Source organism: Phycisphaerales bacterium AB-hyl4, from assembly GCA_041821185.1.
Lineage (GTDB): Bacteria > Planctomycetota > Phycisphaerae > Phycisphaerales > Phycisphaeraceae > Natronomicrosphaera > Natronomicrosphaera hydrolytica.
Window position 1 is genome coordinate 284,551 of record JBGUBD010000001.1, and the last position, 15,506, is coordinate 300,056.

General features: G+C 63.9%; 10 protein-coding genes. 7 read left to right on the forward strand and 3 right to left on the reverse strand.

The window, feature by feature from the left end:
- The first annotated feature begins 49 nt into the window (after nt 1–49).
- Together ACERK3_01175 and ACERK3_01180 are read left to right on the forward strand one after the other, a co-directional pair.
- Nucleotides 50–646 (forward strand): hypothetical protein, encoded by a 597-nt coding sequence (locus tag ACERK3_01175; GenBank protein ID MFA9476894.1) that lies wholly within the window; start codon nt 50–52, stop codon nt 644–646.
- Between the two features lie 274 nt (nt 647–920).
- Nucleotides 921–2,411, forward strand: coding sequence for an HDOD domain-containing protein (locus ACERK3_01180; GenBank protein MFA9476895.1), 1,491 nt, complete (start codon nt 921–923; stop codon nt 2,409–2,411).
- Between the two features lie 174 nt (nt 2,412–2,585).
- On the opposite strand, the gene ACERK3_01185 is transcribed toward ACERK3_01180, so the two are convergent.
- From ACERK3_01185 to ACERK3_01195, 3 genes are read right to left on the reverse strand one after another with little or no spacing between them, the layout of a single operon-like run.
- Nucleotides 2,586–3,392 (reverse strand): hypothetical protein, encoded by an 807-nt coding sequence (locus tag ACERK3_01185; protein MFA9476896.1) that lies wholly within the window; start codon nt 3,390–3,392, stop codon nt 2,586–2,588.
- A gap of 45 nt (nt 3,393–3,437) precedes the next feature.
- Entirely contained in the window at nt 3,438–4,091 is a 654-nt protein-coding gene (locus ACERK3_01190) for an HAD-IA family hydrolase (protein MFA9476897.1), read from the reverse strand.
- Between the two features lie 38 nt (nt 4,092–4,129).
- Nucleotides 4,130–5,440 (reverse strand): glutamate-5-semialdehyde dehydrogenase, encoded by a 1,311-nt coding sequence (locus tag ACERK3_01195; GenBank protein MFA9476898.1) that lies wholly within the window; start codon nt 5,438–5,440, stop codon nt 4,130–4,132.
- A gap of 290 nt (nt 5,441–5,730) precedes the next feature.
- Here ACERK3_01195 and ACERK3_01200 point away from each other — a divergent pair, with 290 nt between their 5' ends.
- From ACERK3_01200 to ACERK3_01220, 5 genes are all read left to right on the forward strand, one after another.
- Nucleotides 5,731–6,039 carry a hypothetical protein gene (locus tag ACERK3_01200; GenBank protein MFA9476899.1) on the forward strand — a complete coding sequence of 103 codons (309 nt, stop codon included), beginning with the start codon at nt 5,731–5,733 and terminating at the stop codon, nt 6,037–6,039.
- Between the two features lie 157 nt (nt 6,040–6,196).
- Nucleotides 6,197–10,285 (forward strand): preprotein translocase subunit SecA, encoded by a 4,089-nt coding sequence (gene secA, locus ACERK3_01205; GenBank protein MFA9476900.1) that lies wholly within the window; start codon nt 6,197–6,199, stop codon nt 10,283–10,285.
- A 342-nt stretch (nt 10,286–10,627) separates the two neighbouring features.
- Complete coding sequence (locus ACERK3_01210; protein ID MFA9476901.1) at nt 10,628–12,070, forward strand: ATP-binding protein; 1,443 nt, start codon at nt 10,628–10,630, stop codon at nt 12,068–12,070.
- 152 nt (nt 12,071–12,222) lie between these two features.
- Nucleotides 12,223–14,202: a VWA domain-containing protein gene (locus ACERK3_01215; GenBank protein MFA9476902.1), complete on the forward strand. Its 1,980-nt coding sequence runs from the start codon at nt 12,223–12,225 to the stop codon at nt 14,200–14,202.
- Between the two features lie 85 nt (nt 14,203–14,287).
- On the forward strand, nt 14,288–15,436 hold the full coding sequence (locus ACERK3_01220) for a site-2 protease family protein (protein MFA9476903.1): 1,149 nt from the start codon (nt 14,288–14,290) through the stop codon (nt 15,434–15,436).
- The last annotated feature ends 70 nt before the right edge of the window (nt 15,437–15,506 follow it).

Below are 15,506 nucleotides of genomic sequence, written 5' to 3' on the forward strand. Positions count from 1 at the left end.
TTGCCGGTCGGCGTGGTGGTTCGGCCCGCTGCTGCTGGCCTTGGCCGTTATGCTGCCGTCAACGACGGGCTGCCAGATCACGGTCGGCGGCGAACGCACGGTCGGCCAGGAAAACGACCGCCTGCGAGCTGAAAACCTCAGCCTCCGACGGCAGAATCGGCAGTTGCAAGAGCAGGTCGACGCGCGCGACGACCAGGTGCAGGGCCTGCGCGAACGGATCTCGACAGCGCAGGACGCGCCGGCGATCGAAGGCGTCGACCCGCCGCAAGTCGCCCGCCTTTCGTTCAGCCGTATCTCCGGGCCGGTAGACCTCGACGGTGACGATCGTCACGACGTCATCCGCATCTACCTTCAGACGCAGGACCAGCACGGCCGCATCCTGCCCGTCGCCGGCCGAGCCACCGTCCGCGCGATTCATCTGACCGACGAGGGCGAATCCCAGATCATCGCCATGCGTGTTTACGAGCCGGCCGAACTGGACGCGGCGTGGCGACATAACTTCACGGGCATCCATTACACGCTGGAACTGCCCCTGCCCGAGACGCTGCCGACGGGCACGACCGAGTTGACGGTGCATGTTTCGCTGTTGGAAGCGCAGACCGGCGCGCGGCTGACACGTCAAGAAGCCATGACTGTCCGCCGATAGCAAATAAGACGCAGTGCGCGATGAAATTTTCGACGATCGGCGTTTATCGTATCGCCAGCGTCGGCCTTCATAAAAGGCAGACGTTTTAGCAATCCTCCCTATCAAGTCGCTCGATGAAAATGACGATCTCTGGGTCAACGGCAGGCCTTGGGGGGTCGGCCGATAACACTGTCGTCTCACATACTAAAACTTAGGTTTCGCGGAATCCACGGTCTTTCGTATCGCCGTCTGATCTCCGTACAGCTAAGGTCGCCGGCCGATGAATCAAGAGTTGATGGAACGTTTGCTCGAATCGCCCCGCCTGCCAAGCCTCCCGGCTATCGCGCTGGAGGTGATCGAGCTGGTTCAGCAACAGGACGTCAACGTCAAGCAGATCGCTCAAACCATCCAGCACGACCCCGCGCTGGCGACCCGCATCCTCAAAACCGTCAACTCCAGCTTCTACGGCCAGACGCACGCGATCAGCACCATCAGCCACGCGCTTGTCGTACTGGGCCTGAACAGCGTCAAGACGCTGACGCTCGGGTTCAGCCTCGCCAACAATCTTAAACACTCCGGCGGCGAAGGCTTCGACCACATGGGCTTCTGGAAGCGGAGCCTGTACAGCGCCACTGCCGCTCGCGTGCTCGCCGGTGAAGTGTCGCTGCCGCAACAGGAAGAAACCTTCATCGCCGGCCTGCTCCAGAATCTGGGCATGTTCGCGATGAACCAGGTGCTCGGCGAAGAGTACACCCGCCTGCTGATCGAAGTCGGCGACGAACACCAGCAACTCGCCCCGCTCGAACACGAAGCCTTCGACCTCGACCACGCCCAGGTCGGCGAAGCGCTGGCGCGCAAGTGGCATTTGCCGCCGCTGCTTTGCACCGCCATCGGCAACCACGAAAACCCCGACGTGGTCAACGAGGATGAAGCGTTACACAAGCTGATCCGCTGCGTCTCGCTGGGCTCGCGCGCGGCTGACGTGTTCATCACGAGCAACCCCGGCGAGGCGATGGAGCAGTATTACCTCGATGCGGAGCAATGGTTCGACCTCACCGACGAGCAGGCCGAGCCGCTGCTGCGCACCGTGCATACCCAGACCAACGAGATGCGCCGCCTCTTCGACCTGCCCACGGGCCCGCTGGCGAACCCTGACGACATTCTCGCCCGCGCCAACGAAGCGCTGCTGCAAATCAGCTTGCAGACGCAGCAGAAGACGTCGCAGTTGCAGAAAGAAAACCGCGAACTCGCGGAGCAGGCCTGGACCGATTCGCTCACCGGCGCGGCGAATCGCGGACGATTCAACGTTTTCATCAAAGAGCAGTTTGAGCGCACCACCCACGGGGCCGGGCCGGTGAGCCTGCTGTTCCTCGACACGGACCACTTTAAAAAGTTCAACGATACGTACGGCCACCAGACTGGCGATCATGTGCTCGTCCAACTCGCCGGCCTGCTGCAAAACACGCTGCCCGACGCGGCGATGGTCGCCCGCTACGGTGGCGAAGAGTTTGCCGTCGTGCTCCCCGAAACCGACCGCCGTACCGCCGCCCGCCTCGCGGAACAGCTTCGCCTTGATATCGCCAACGAGCCGATAAAGGCCGACGAAGGCGAACAACTGCAGATCACCGCGAGCATCGGCGTGGCGACACACGACGGCAGCTTCTTCAACAACGTCGAGCAGTTGATCAAGGCCGCCGACAAGGGCGTTTACGCGGCGAAAGACGCCGGGCGTAATGCCGTCCGCATCTTCACGCCTCACCAGTCCAGGCGAAACCCCGCCGCGTGAGCGCGTGTGACGTGCGAGAAGGTCAATCGCGATCTGAGATGACAACGCGGTTGCGGTTTCGCGCCCCATTTAGCCGCGGTGCTTGCACCGCGCTCTTTGGACCGATGGACCGAAAGCGCGGTGCAAGCACCGCGGCTAAATGTTGTAAGTGTGAAATGGTGGGTCGTGCGAACGTCACTGCCCGCTCGGCCGAACGACCGCCGGCCGAAGCGTGCCCACACGATCGGGGAAATCGAACCACGTCTCCGCGTCATAACGCACGTGGTAGTCCGTCGGCTGAGGCGGACGCGAAATGCGGTACAGCGTGTCATACACCGGCAGGTAAACAAACCCGCGCCTGTCGGTTTCCAATGCCGGGTACACGAGCACCAACGTATCATCCAGCCGCTGCCCGTCACTGCGCGCGTGGCTAAGCTCGAACGTGCCGACGACCTGCCCCGCCAACGGCTGATTGTCCGTTGTGACATAACGCTGCTTCACCACACCATGCGCCCGCTCGAACGACGCGCGGTACGCGGCGTTGGCCGGCTCGCTTTCGCCGCGCAGCCGATGCCAAGTGCCCAGCAGGTATGACGGGTAAAAGCTCTGCGGCGCCTGCCGGGCAAGCTGCTGCAACATGCTGCCCATACCCGGCTGGGTGAACGCTTCGAGATCGTCTTCCGCCATGCGAGCGAGCACGATGCACTGTCGAAGCACTGCCTCCTCGTGACTGCTCAAGTTGAAATCCAGCTCACGCCAGGGCCCGCGGTTGGCCGACACAGCCAGGCCTTGCCGCTCGACGGTCGTCCATCGCACGGGTGTGTTCCGCCAGCGTTCGCGATCGTTCCAGTTCAGTCGGGGCGTTTCGATCAGCCCTGACTCGACCCAGCGCAGGGTGGCCCATGTTGCGAGGGGCACGAGCAGCAGTGCGCCGCCGAACAGCGCAAGCAACACCCACACGCCCTTCACCGGCCGACCACGCTCGGGATGATCTGATGTCACATCGTCTCCAGTATCTTTCGCGGCCGGGCACGTTTGGCCTGGATATCAGGTACGACGCAACACGCCACGGCGTTCCAGTTCCATCGAAACCTGCGCAAGCGGGTCGTCACGGTCTGTCACCTGCACCGCCTGCCAGCCCCGCTCGGCCGCGGCCGCGACGTTCGCAGGCAGGTCATCGAAAAACAAAATGCGCTCCGCCGCGATGCTCGTCGCCTGCTCTACATGCTCATAGATCGCCGGGCTCGGCTTCGCCACTCCCAGCAGATGGCTGGCAAAGCGGTAGTCCAGTCGATCCAGCGGCAGTCGGCAAGGGCCCGGCCGGCCGTACATCATCGCCCAGTGATGCGCGTTCGTATTCGAGAGGCAGGCCGTCCGCACCCGCGCCGCCGCGAGCGCATCGAGCAATGCCTCCAGCCCGGCAAATGGCTCGCACAGCCACGCCGTGCTGACCTGCCGCACGTCCGCCGACGTCAGCCCCGCCACGGCCGCGCTGCGCTCGAAGTATTGCTCGCACGCCAGCGCCCCGGTCTCATGCTGCTGGCCAAGCTCCGCCAGTTGACGGCGCGTCGCCTCGGCCTGCCAGGCCTCATCGATCGGCACGCCCGCCCGCTCGCACGCATCCGACCAGTCGTCCACGATGCGGATCAACACCCGCCCGAGGTCGAAGCAGACCAGTTCGATGTTGCCTTGTTGTGTCATCGTTTCCGTTTCATCCGCGTGGGTGTCGGGCCGCGCTCTTAGCTGCGCACCTGCCCGTTGCCGTACGCGACCCACTTGTAGGTCGTCAGATCGTCGGCGCCCATCGGCCCGCGGGCGTGCAGTTTGTCGGTGCTGATGCCGATTTCCGCACCGAGCCCGTACTGTCCACCGTCGCTGAAACGCGTCGAGCAGTTGACGAATACGTTCGCCGAGTCGACCGCCTGCACGAACCGGTCGGCCGCGGCGACCTGCGTCGTCACGATCGCGTCGGTGTGCTTGCTGCCGTAGCGGTTGATGTGGTCAATCGCGCATTCGATGCCGTCGACCACACGCACCGCGACGACCAGGTCGAGGTATTCCGCGGACCAGTCGGCTTCCTCAGCGGTCTTCGCCTCGGTGTAGTAGCAACACGTTCGTGCGTCGCCGCGCACTTCCACGCCCTTGCCTGCGAGCGCTTCGCACACCTGCTTGAGCACGCCGCGGTCGGCGGCCTCGCGATGCACGATGATCGTCTCGGTCGCATTGCAAACGCCCGGCCGCTGCGTCTTGGCGTTGACCGCAATCTCCACCGCCATCGCCTCATCGCACGCCGCGTCAATGTAAAGGTGACAGTTGCCGGTGTAATGCTTGATCACCGGGATGTGGGCCTGCTCAACCACCGCGCGGATCAGCGACTCGCCGCCGCGTGGGATGCACACGTCGATCCGCCCTTCCATCTTCAGCAGTTCGCTCACCGCGGCACGGTCTGTTGTGGGCACGAGCTGCACAGCATCGCTCGCCCCCGCAGGCAAGCCCGCCTTCTCCATGCCCGCCCGTACGCAGTTTGCGATCGCGGCGTTGGAGTGCTTCGCCTCCTTGCCGCCGCGCAGGATCACGGCGTTACCGCTCTTGAGGCAGAGCGCCGCCGCGTCACAAGTCACGTTCGGCCGACTCTCGAAGATGATCAGCACCACCCCGATCGGCACGCGCACCTTCTGCAGCCGAATCCCGTTCGGCAGCACCCGCCCTTCCATCACCCGCCCGAGCGGGTCGGCCTGCGCCGCGATCTGCCGTACCGCGTCCGCCATGCCCGCGATCCGAGCGTCGGTCAGTGTCAGGCGATCCAGCATCGCCGCCGCGAGCCCCGCCTCACGCCCGGCCGCGAGGTCTTTCTCGTTGGCCTGCTTGAGCGCATCGCCCGCCGACGCGATCGCCTCGGCGATGGCGTGCAGCGCCGCGTTGCGCTGCTCGCCCGACACGCCCGCAAGCGCTCGGCTGGCAGCACCGGCCCGCTTGGCAAGGTCGTTGCACAATTCCGTCACACTGGCGGCGTCGGCCTGGCCCGCCGTCTGAGCCGTGGGTGAGGTCAAAGTTCGGTCTCCTTTCGCGAATCGAGCATCCTACCCCCAAAAACCGCCCTTGGCGAGCGTCAACCCCTCATTTAGCCGCGGTGCTTGCACCGCGAGGCCCGCGTCATGAGCGCCCGTGGGAGCGCGGTGCAAGCACCGCAGCTAAATGGGGTTGCCTGCCTTCAAACGCAAATCTCGCAACGGAATACGACTCGCCGCTTGCCCAACCGCCGATTCTGGTCGATAATTCCCTTGTGAGCATCAAGCGAAAGGGGCCAACCTCCGCACCTGCCCTGCTCGTGGCGCTTTCCATGGCTGTATGCCTTGGCGCCGCGGTAGATGTCAGTGCGTCCTCGCAGCGCGTGCGGGCCGAGCGGGTGGGCTCATTCACTGCCGAGCAGCGCGACGCGCTCGCCTCATTGCTCGCCTGCCTCAGCGACACGCGCAAGCAGCGCCTCGCCGAGCAGCAAGCTCATCGCCTGAACCTCACCCTCGCGCCGCGTCGCATCGTCGACGCTCCGCTCGACCAGCCGACCCACCGCCTCACCGCCGACGCCGACCCGCTCGGCCCCGGCGTGCTCGCGCGGTCGCATTTGCTCAATCTCCCCCCGCCCCGCTGATCATTCCGATCCGCGCCTGACTAAACCCCATACTCACCCATAAAGCCCACGGATGTAGCGAAGCGAATCCGTGGGTTCCCGCGCCCCGGCCGTTGCACCGCTCGGCCGCGCGAGCGCCTCACCAAACCCATACACCGTCCAACAGATCGGCATCACCATGGTTATCCAGACATTCAGCAAGACCCTCACCAAGATTTTCGGCTCACGCAACCAGCGGCTCATCAAGGCCTACCGCCGACGCGTCGAGTTGATCAACGAACAGGAAGCCAGCGTCAGTCAGCTCACCGACGCTGAGCTCAAGGCGAAGACCAGCGCGTTCCGCGAACGTCGCGAGAAAGGCGAGCGCGTCCGCGACATGCTCCCGGAAGTCATGGCGGTCGCCCGCGAAGCGATGGACCGGGCGGTGGGCATCCGCAACATCTTCAACCCCCACGCCGAGTTCGACGCGTCGCAACTGCCCGCCGACATCCGCAAGACCTACGACCGCATCAAGGCCGAGGCCGACCAGCTCGAACCCAAGCCCGTGCTCGGCGGCGAGGGCGAAGCCGGCGCTCTGCCCGGCTGGATGCAGGTCGAAATCCCCAACGAGATCTACAGCGCCGTCCGTGAGATCTACCCCAAGAGCAAGCCCCCCTTCCGCGCCCGCCCGTTCGACGTGCAGCTGATCGGCGGCATGGTGCTTTATGAAGGCAAGATCGCCGAAATGAAGACCGGCGAAGGCAAGACCATCGTCGGCCCGCTCGCCTGCTATGCCGCGGCGATCGACGGCCTGCAATGCCACGTCATCACCGTCAACGACTACCTCGTCCAACGCGACCGCGACTGGGTCTTCCCCTTCTACCAGTGGCTGGACCTGACCGTCGGCGCGATCCACCCCTACCACATGCAGCCGCCGCAGCTCAAGGCCCAGGCCTACCAATGCGACGTGCTCTACGGCACGAACAGCGAGTTCGGCTTCGACTACCTTCGCGACAACATGAAGCTCTCCGCCGCCGAGCAGGTGCAAAAGCGACGCGACTTCTGCATCGTCGACGAGGTCGACTCCATCCTCATCGACGAGGCCCGCACACCGCTGATCATCTCCGGCCCGGCGAAGAACGACGCGCCCCGCTACAAGCTCGCCGACGACATCGCCAAACACCTCATGGTCAAGCAGCGTGACTGGGACGCCGCCAACGCCAAGGTCGAAGCCGCCGAGCGCAAGCTCAAAGGCATGGAAGGCGACATCCGCAACGCCCGCGACAAGGCCCGCTCCAACGAGCTGCGCGAGCAGATGAAGCAGCTTGAACAAGAGCTGCCCCAACTCGAAGACCAGCGCGACCAGTTCATCCAGTATTACGAAGTCGAGCTGGACAAGAAGGCGGCGCACCTGACGCACGAAGGCGTCGCCGAAGCGCAGAAGCAGGCGGGCATCGGCTCGTTCTACGTCGGCAACAACATGGACTTCCCGCACCTGCTTGAAAATGCGCTGCGGGCCCACGCCGTCTATAAGCGTGACAAGGACTACGTCGTCCGCGACGGCGAGGTGATCATCGTTGACGAAAACACCGGCCGACTGATGGTCGGTCGGCAGTGGTCCGACGGCCTGCACCAGGCGGTCGAGTCGAAAGAAAACGTCAAGATCAAGCAGGAGACGCAGACGCTCGCCACCGTCACGCTGCAGAACTTCTTCAAGCTCTACAAGCGACTCGCGGGCATGACCGGTACCGCCATCACCGAGGCGACCGAGTTCAACGAAATCTACAAGCTCGACGTCGTCTGCATCCCCACCAACGTGGCCGTCGTGCGCAGCGACCGCAACGACCTGATCTTCCTCTCCGCGAAGGATAAGTGGAACTCGATCCTCGATGAGATCAAGCGCGTGCACGACCTCGGCAGGCCTGTGCTCGTGGGCACGACCAGCGTTGAGAAGAGTGAGATGCTCTCGCAGATGCTCACCAAGAAGCATGGCGTGAAACACGAAGTGCTCAACGCCAAGCAGCACGAACGCGAAGCGAGCATCGTTGAGCACGCCGGCGAACTGGGCATGGTGATGATCGCGACCAACATGGCCGGCCGCGGCACGGACATCAAGCTCCGCCCCATCAAGCGCGAAGACCTCGTCCGCCACTGGCAGCAGCGCAACCTGCTGCCCGCCAAAGCCACCGCCGAGATGAGCGACGACGAGCTGATCGCCCAGAGCTATCGCCATCAGGCCCAGCATACGCTTGGCCTGAAAAAAGGCGACGCCGAGGCGATGAGCGACGACGACCTCAAGCTCAAGCTGCTTCAACACTGGTGCGAGCAGGACGCGTGGATCGAGCACGACAAGGCGTTGCGCATGGACATGGAGCAATGCCTCGCAACCCTCGACACGCTGCCGGACTATCAGCGGCATCGCCTGCGCATTTACACGCACACGGAAGAGATGGGCGGCCTGCACATCGTCGGCACGGAGCGGCACGAGTCTCGCCGCATCGACAATCAGCTTCGCGGCCGAGCGGGTCGACAGGGCGACAACGGCTCCAGCCGATTCTTCATCAGCCTCGAAGACGACCTGATGAAGATGTTCGCGGGCAAGGCGACGCTGACCGCGCTTTCCAAGCTGGGCATGAAGGAAGGCGACGCCATCGAGCACAAGTGGGTCACGAAAAGCGTCGAGCGCGCCCAGCGCAAGGTCGAAGAACGCAACTACCAGATCCGCAAGCAACTGCTCGACTACGACGAGGTGATGGAGCACCAGCGCAACGGCTTTTACGGCATTCGGCAGGACGTGCTCGAAGGCAAGCATGTGTCGGAGTTGATCTTTGAATACATCGCCGACTCGATCGACGATGCGGTGGAGACGTATCTCGCGGCCGACTATGTGAAATCGCAGGCGGCCGAGTGGTGTCGGTCGAATCTGGACGTGAGCATCGATCCGGGCAAACTGCCGGCGTTGGAAGATCTGGACGAGATCGCGGAAGCGGTGCGCAAGTCGGCGCGGTCGGATGTGGAGCAGGTGGTGGAGTTGTCGCTGGGTGAATACATGTCCGACGACATTCCGCCAGACGACTGGGACCTGCGCGGCTTGCAGCAGTGGGCGATGAGCCGATTCAACGTCGACCTGAAGCAGAACCAGGTGCGGGAGATGAATCCCAAGCAGGTGCAGCATTTGCTTGTGGCCGCGGCGATCGAGCAGATCGAAAAGAAAGACCTCTCCGGCCTGAGCAAGTACATCGACAAGTTGTACGGCCAGAAGGAGCTTGCAAGCTGGGCACGAAACAAGTTCGGCATTGAGCTGAACCCGGAAGAGCTCGCCGAGTGGGATGCCGACGAAGCCGGCGAAAAGATTTTCGAGCAGGCGAAGCAGGCCTACCAGCGGCGCGAGATCACGTACCCGGTTGAGTTCATCATGGACCTGGTGTTCCAGGGCGCGCAGCAGGATCAGAACTGGGCGATCGGCCAACTGATCGGGTTCGCGAAGCAGCGGTTCCAACTCGACTGGACACCCGAGACGGTCGTGGGCATGAACGGCAAGGAGATTCATGCCAAGCTCACCGAGGCCGCTGAGCAGTGGCTTGAAGGTGACAAGCTCGATGAGCAGGCGAAGCAGAAGGCGACGCAGTACGGCGACGACGTCGACGGCCTCGCGGCATGGATGCAGGAACGCTTCGGCGTGAAGGTGGATAAGGATGAACTGGCGAAGGAAAGCGACCGCGCTGCGTTCATCGCCCGTCGCGGACGCGAAGTGCTTCGGCAGGAGCTGACGCAACTCGAACGGTTCGTGCTGCTTCAGATTCTGGACATGGTCTGGAAGGACCACCTCTACGCGATGGACCAGCTCAAGGACTCGGTCGGCCTGCGCGGTTACGCGCAGCAGGACCCGCGCATCGAGTACAAGCGCGAGGGCAGCCGACTGTACGGGCAGATGCAGAGCAACGTGCGCGACCGCGTGACGGAGCTGATTTTCCGAGCGAAGCTCACGCCCAACGTGCAGCTGAAAAGCGCCTATGGCAACCAGCAGCAGGCCCGCCACGAGGAGGCCGGATCAACGGTGCAGCGGACGGCGGCGCAGCAGCCGGTGGGTGCGGGTGCGGCGGCGGCCGCGGCGGGCGCCGGCTCGGCGGACCAGCAGGCGGACCGCGACGCGGCGGAGCAGGCGGGCGGAGGTGACGAGGCCCGTAAGCGAAACATGACGCGGAAGCAGCGTCGCGCCGCCGAGGCCCGGGATCGCAAGACCGGCCCCGCCGACGCCGCGAAGAAGCGCCGAAAGAAGAGCCGCTGAGTCGGTTTTGAGAATGATCAGGCGATCGATCGCCCCGTTCGCGGGTGCGATGGCTGCTCACGGCCTTCGCACCCGCGAGGTCGTTCTGCGATGCGTGGTTTTACCGCTTGGCGGGATTATTTCACAGCTGCGCAAGAAAACTATTTCATCTCAGGGGAAACCCCCTCGGGAAAAGCTTTATACGCCTATCAGTAAATGCCGATAAAGAAGCCAGAGTGGGCAACTTGTCGACTGTCCGCATCGCTCGGCAGTGTAAATACGGTTTTGCCCCGCCATTGTTCCCAAAGCGATGTCTTTTGAGTGATCAGGCATCTCAGTAACTGGTGATATGAGGGGGCTTTCTTGGCCACGTACGACTGGAGCGATAACGACCCACCCCGCACGCTGTGGGCGGAGGCCTGGCGACCGGCGCTTCGGTTGGCGGGGGTGTATCTCGTTGTCGCGACGACGTGGATTATCGCCTCCGACTGGGTGGTCGACCAGATCACGGATGATCCGGTGCTTGTCAAACAGTTGCAGACGTTCAAGGGCATGTGCTTCGTGCTGATCTCTGCCGGGCTGCTGCTGTTCATGGCGTACACCCGTCTGGCACGCCTGACGCAATCCCAGCAGGAGCTTGCCCGGTCGCGGCGTGTACTGAAAACGCTGCTGGGCAATCTGCCGGGCATGGCCTACCGCTGCCTCAACGACGGGGCCTACACACCCATCATTGTCAGCGAAGGGGCCAAGGAACTCACCGGCTACGAAGCCGAAACCTTTCGCAACGGCCAGCGGTCGCTCATCGAATTGCTACATCCCGATGACATGTTGCGCGTCAGGCAACATGTCGACCGCGCGGTGGCGCTGAAAGCGCCGTTTCGCCTCGAGTACCGTCTGCCCCGCGCCGACGGGACCATACGCTGGGTCTGCGAGCAGGGCATTCCGGTCTTCAACGAGGAAGGCGAGCTTGAAGCGCTGGAGGGTTTCGTCACCGACATCCACGAGCGCAAGCGAGCCGAGCAGCTCGAACGCGAACGCCGACAGCTTGTCGAAACCCGCCGATCCATGGAGCATGACCTTGGTGTGATCGGGCACGAGATGCGAACGCCGCTGGCGAGCCTGCGAGCCGTCGCCGAACTGCTCATGACCGAAACCAACGTCGACCTCGGCCAGCAGGAGCAGCTGCTGCGGGCGATCCACGACGAGACGCTTCGCATGACGGAGATGGCGAATAACATGCTCGAAGCCGCCCGACTGAAGCAGGCCGGCGTAAGCAGCCAGTGGGACACCGTCTCGCTCGCCGAGCTGTGCCAGAGCGCCACCTCGGTCATTCAGCCGTTGGTGAACCCCACGCGCGTCACGCTCGAAACCGAGATCGAGGCGGCTGGCCTGACCATGCGCGGCGACTTCTCCAGCCTGCGACGCCTGCTGATCAACCTGCTGAGCAACGCCGCCCGCCACACCCAGGACGGCAGCATCCGCCTCTGCGTCCGCACGGAATACGACGCGGAACACCACCCCTGTGTCCACCTCTCCGTACAGGACAGTGGCAACGGCATCCACCCCGATCGCGCGAAGCTATTGGGAATCGCTTTCGCCCTGCACCACGGCCGCGAGGACAACAGCGGCGCGGGTCTGGGCCTGACCATCTGCCGGGACATCGCCCGATCGCACGGCGGCAACATTTCCTTCCAGAGCATGCCCGGCGAAGGCGCGACCTTCCACGTCCGCCTCCGCACGGATCTGGACGGTCCGCAAGAAGCCGACGAAGACTCGGCCATCGAATCCGAATCTGTCGTTATCTGATTGCCGCCCCAACCAAGCCCTGAATCAGCCTGCACGCGAACGGCCGGGGTGGTGGTGATGGCCGACCGCGCCGACGATGCCCCCGATCAGCAATAAGCAATAAGAACTCATCAATCACGCCCACGCCCGGCTACAATGGGGCAGCCGAGCTTATGGGTTTTCTCTCTCCGATCACCGCGATGGTCGCCGCCGCACTTGCCGTGCCGGCGTTGGTGGCGTTGTACTTCCTTAAACTGCGCCGGCGCGAGCTGGCCGTGCCTTCGACGCTGCTGTGGCGGAAGGCCATCCAGGACATGCAGGTGAACGCGCCGTTTCAGAAGCTGCGGCGGAACCTGCTGCTGCTGTTGCAACTGCTGCTGCTCGCGGCGCTATTGGTGGCGATGGCCAGGCCCACCCTGCTCACCGCCGCCCCGCCGGGCCAGCAGGTGATTCTCATCATCGACCAGTCCGCTTCGATGAACGCGACTGACGGCTCGCCCACCCGCCTCGACGACGCGAAGGCCGCAGCGCTGAACATCATCGACGACCTCGGCTCGGGCACGCTCACCGGCGGCGCGAGCGAAGCGATGGTGATCGCCTTCGGCGAGCGCGCTCGCGTCGTGCAGAACACCACGACGGACCTCGCTCGCCTGCGGGCCGCGGTGCGCAGCATCCAGCCGACCGATCAGCGAAGTCGACTCGGGCCCGCGCTGCAACTGGTTGAGCCTTACGCGCAGCGGGCCGCCGCGACCGATGCGGAAGACGTGCTGGTGTATGTGATCAGCGACGGCCGAGTGCATGAAGAGCCGGGCGAGCCGATGTCGCTGCCGGGCGCGGCGTTGGTGTACGTGCCGATGGGGACGGAGGCGGTGGACAACGTGGCGGTGATCGCCTTTTCCGCGCGGCGGGACTTCGAACAGCCGGAGCGGGTGCAGGTGTTTGCAAGGCTGGCGAACTACGGCGCGGCAGCGCTGTCGCCGAATGTGGAGTTGCGCATCGACGGCCGAGTGCATCGTGCACAGCGGGTCGAGCTTCCGCCCGCCGGCGCGGATGGGCCGGGCATGCGATCGGTGCAGTTTGAGTTCAACCTCGCGGACGAAGCACTGGTGCAGGTGGGTCACGATCACAACGACATGCTCGCCGGGGACGACCGGGCAAGCATCGTGCTCGCTCCGCCGCGGCGGTTGCGCGTGTTGCTGGTGACGGAGGGCAACACGTTTCTCGAACGCGTGGTGCGCAGCATCGGCGTGCGTCGCATGGTGGCGATGACCCCGAACCGCTACGCGGCGCAAGACCCCGAGCGCCTTCGCCGAGGCGGCTGGAGCGACGTCGGCCAGAGCGTCGGGGATGAAGACGGGTTCGACGTGATCATCTTTGATGCGTATGCGCCGGAGCAACGGCCGGCGGTGAACAGCCTTTACTTCGCGGCCGTGCCGCCGATTGAGGACCTGGCGCTGCGAGCAGCGCGCGAAGATGAGCGGGCCACGCAGGTCGTGCTCGACTGGCAACGGGACCATCCGATCATGCGGCATGTGGTGCTCGATGATGTGGCGATGTCGCGGCCGGGGCGGTTGATGCTGCCGATGGACGCGGACATGCTGGCGATGGGCGAAGGCGGGCCGGTGATCGCGACGCTTCGACATGAAGGTGTGCAGCATGTGGTGACGGCGTTCGACACGTTGCAGACCAACTGGCCGTTGTATGTGAGCTTTCCGGTGTTCATCTCGAATGTGATGCAGACGCTGGGGCTCGGCTCGCTGGCGGACGAGGCGGGGGTGATGTATCGCGCGGGGGAGGCGGCGGCGCTGCCTTACGCGGGCGACGCGGCGACGGTGAGCTACACCGGCCCCGTGCCGTTGAGCGGGCGACGGTCGGGGCGTGAGATGGTGTTGTCGCCGTTTGAACGTGTGGGGGTGTATCGCACGACGGATAGCGACGTCGAGCCGCCGTTCGATCGCCTTGCTGTGAATCTGCTCGACGCGCGGGAAAGCGACCTTCGCCCGGCCGAGCAGTTGCAGGTCGGCACGCGCACCGCCACAACGCAAGGCCGCGATGCGACGACGCGACGCGAAGTGTGGCCTTGGTTTGTCTGGGCGGCGCTGGCGTTTCTCATGGTGGAGTGGCTGGTCTACACTCGCCGAATGCACATCTGATCAGAGGCGTGCTCGTTTCGTCACGATGCTTGGCTTGCGATATCGGCTGCGCTAAAGTTGCTGAAGAAGAAGGAGTGTCATCTGCATGTTCGGACCCCGGTTTCACATACTCAACCTGTTCGGCTTTCCCATTTACGTCGACCTGAGCTGGTTCATCATCGTGGTGCTCATCACGTGGTCGCTGGCGGAGGGGTTGTTCGGCGCCGAGCAGTGGTATCCCGAGCTGGCTGACGAGCCGACGTTGCGGTGGGCGATGGGGTTTGCGGGCGCGATCGGTCTTTTCGTGTCGGTCGTGCTGCACGAGCTTGGCCACGCGAAGGTGGCCGAGTGGTTCGGCGTTCCGATGAAAGGCATCACGCTGTTCATCTTCGGCGGCGTGGCGGAGATGACACAGGAACCGCCGAGCGCGAAGGCGGAGTTCTGGGTCGCCATCGCCGGGCCGATCGTCAGCGTGGCCGTCGGGTGCACAGCGGCGGTCTTGTGGGGCGCGGGCCACTTCGTGGGACTCGGCGTGCCGTTTACTTCCGTCATCGGCTACCTGGCGATCATCAACATCGTGCTCGTCGTGTTCAACATGATCCCCGCCTTCCCGCTCGACGGCGGACGCGTGCTCCGCTCGATCATCTGGGCATGGTCGGGCCAACTCAACAAGGCCACCCGCGTAACGTCGCAGATCGGCTCAGGCTTCGGCATCGCGCTGATGATCCTGGCGGTGCTTCGGCTGATCATGGGCGACATCCTCGGCGCCGTCTGGTGGTTCCTCATCGGCATGTTCCTCCGCGCCGCAGCGCAGATGTCTTACCAGCGATTGCTCGCAAGGCGGGCGCTCGAAGGTGAAACACTCGAACGCTTCATGAAGCAGAACCCGGTCACGCTGAACGTCGACGTGCCGATCGATCGCGTCGTCGATGACTTTCTCTATCGCTACAACTACAAGATGTTCCCCGTCGTGGAAGACGGCGACCGCGTCGTCGGCTGCATCACCATCAATCAGATCAAAGCGCTGCCACGCGAAAAGTGGGAGCAAACGCGTGTGTCCGACGTGTACGAGCCTTGCGATGACACGAACACGATCCAGCTCGACAAAGACCCGCTCGACGCGCTCACCGCCATGTCGCAGACGCAACGCTCACGACTGATCGTGCTCGAAGGTGATCGACTTGTGGGGATCGTGTCGTTGAAGGATCTGATGGATTTTCTATCAATGAAGATCGAGTTGGAAGAAGTACGTTGATCGGCCCTTAAGTTCGAAGCGTTATCGGCCGACGTATAAGGCATCGCGGTCAAACGGCCGCCTGGAACGG

Coding starts and splice junctions, on each gene's coding strand:
- ACERK3_01175 (MFA9476894.1), top strand. CDS start 50: ATGCTGCCGTCAACGACGGGCTGCCAGATCACGGTCGGCGGCGAACGC.
- ACERK3_01180 (MFA9476895.1), top strand. CDS start 921: ATGGAACGTTTGCTCGAATCGCCCCGCCTGCCAAGCCTCCCGGCTATC.
- ACERK3_01190 (MFA9476897.1), bottom strand. CDS start 4,091: ATGACACAACAAGGCAACATCGAACTGGTCTGCTTCGACCTCGGGCGG.
- ACERK3_01200 (MFA9476899.1), top strand. CDS start 5,731: ATGGCTGTATGCCTTGGCGCCGCGGTAGATGTCAGTGCGTCCTCGCAG.
- secA (MFA9476900.1), top strand. CDS start 6,197: ATGGTTATCCAGACATTCAGCAAGACCCTCACCAAGATTTTCGGCTCA.
- ACERK3_01215 (MFA9476902.1), top strand. CDS start 12,223: ATGGGTTTTCTCTCTCCGATCACCGCGATGGTCGCCGCCGCACTTGCC.
- ACERK3_01220 (MFA9476903.1), top strand. CDS start 14,288: ATGTTCGGACCCCGGTTTCACATACTCAACCTGTTCGGCTTTCCCATT.